1 protein-coding gene is annotated in these 1,662 nt (G+C 62.3%); it reads left to right on the top strand.

Annotated features, from left to right (window positions below):
- The first annotated feature begins 118 nt into the window (after positions 1–118).
- Positions 119–1,543 carry an ISNCY family transposase gene (locus MMB74_RS27250; protein ID WP_277431705.1) on the top strand — a complete coding sequence of 475 codons (1,425 nt, stop codon included), beginning with the start codon at positions 119–121 and terminating at the stop codon, positions 1,541–1,543.
- The last annotated feature ends 119 nt before the right edge of the window (positions 1,544–1,662 follow it).

Raw genomic sequence — 1,662 nt, 5'->3', positions numbered from 1 at the left:
AATTATCAACGTTTTGGGTGTTAGGGCTTTATGCAAATGTCGTGTTTTAGCTAGATAGAAATGTCGTGTTTTAACCTCGGTATGCTGGTCGGTTCCACGCGGGACAACGGAGCCGGCCATGCATGCCACTGCACTGGTGACATTGAACATGCTAGAACTCGACCGTCTGAAGGTGGTCCAGGCCGTGGCGGAGACGGGACTGAAGCCCGGGCGTGCCGCTGAGCGGCTGGGCCTGACCGTGCGTCAAGTGGAGCGATTGGTGACACGCTATCGAGAGTTGGGCGCGGCCGGACTGGCCTCGCGCAAACGCGGGCGTCGAGGTAACCGGCGGCTCGATGAGAACACGGCGTGTCGAGCGCTCTCGATCATTCGCGAGCGCTACGCCGATTTCGGGCCGACACTGGCCTGCGAGAAGCTGTGGGAGTGCCATGGCATCCACCTGGCCAAGGAAACGGTTAGACGGCTCATGACGGAGGCCGGCTTCTGGATTCCGCGTCGGCAGCGTCCGCCCAAGATCTATCAGCCGCGGGCGCGGCAGGCGTGTCTGGGGCAACTGATCCAGATCGACGGCAGTGACCATCGCTGGTTCGAGGAACGAGCGCCCGCCTGTACGCTGCTGGTCTATGTCGACGATGCGACGAGCCGCTTGATGATGCTGCACTTCACGGCAACGGAATCGACCTTCAGCTACTTCGAGGCCACGCGCGCGTATATCGAGCGCTACGGCAAGCCGATGGCGCTGTACAGCGACAAGGCCAGCGTGTTTCGCAGCAGCCAGTACGCGACGACCGGCGACAAGGGCGTGACGCACTTCGGGCGCGCGATGTACGAATTGAACATCGACACGTTCTGTGCCAACAGCAGCTCGGCCAAGGGGCGCGTGGAGCGGGCGCATCTGACCTTGCAGGACCGGCTCGTGAAGGAACTGCGCTTGCGCGGCATCAGCACGGTCGAGGCGGCCAATGCCTATGCGCCCTCCTTCATCGCCGCGTACAACGCGCGTTTCGCCAAGCCGCCCAGGAGCGCGTTCGATGCGCATCGGCCGCTGCGGGCCGACGAGAACCTGGAGTTATTGTTCACGTGGCGCGAGCCGCGCAAGGTCACCAAGGCGCTCACGGTGCAGTACGACCGCGTGATCTATCTGCTGGACGATACGCCGGCGAACCGCAAGCTGATCCACCGGACGATCGAGGTCTGGGAATATCCCGATGGGCACATCGAGATTCGGGCCGAGGGCGTGGCGATGCCCTATGTGCCCTATGACCGGCTCTCGCAGATCGATCAAGGGGCCATTGTCGAGCATAAGCGTTTGGCGCACGCGCTACAGGTGGCGCAGGCGCTGCAGGCGCAGCGCGACGATCGACGCGCCTCGGGTTCGCCCTCGCGCACCAATCATGGCGTGCCGGTGCGCGGCAAGGAGCGCTTGCCGGGCACGAAGAAACAGCGGGAGATGACGCAAGCGGATCTGAACGAAGTGATCGTGCAGTTGGCGCCGACCCAACCTCCAAAATCCGCTCGTCGGTCTGCCAGGCCAACCACCTGATGCTTCTGCGCCCTGCCCGTTCAACCCTCATTCTTCTACGCTGCCTGCACGGCAAACCAACGAGACATACGACATTTGTAAATAGCTGGCGCTGCGACATTTGTATCTGCCTTTGACAT

This window comes from Trinickia sp. Y13 (assembly GCF_029522115.1).
GTDB lineage: Bacteria > Pseudomonadota > Gammaproteobacteria > Burkholderiales > Burkholderiaceae > Trinickia.
Note: the sequence above shows the minus strand (reverse complement) of the source record. Positions and strands in the feature narration are given on the sequence as shown.

Coding starts and splice junctions, on each gene's coding strand:
- MMB74_RS27250 (WP_277431705.1), top strand. CDS start 119: ATGCATGCCACTGCACTGGTGACATTGAACATGCTAGAACTCGACCGT.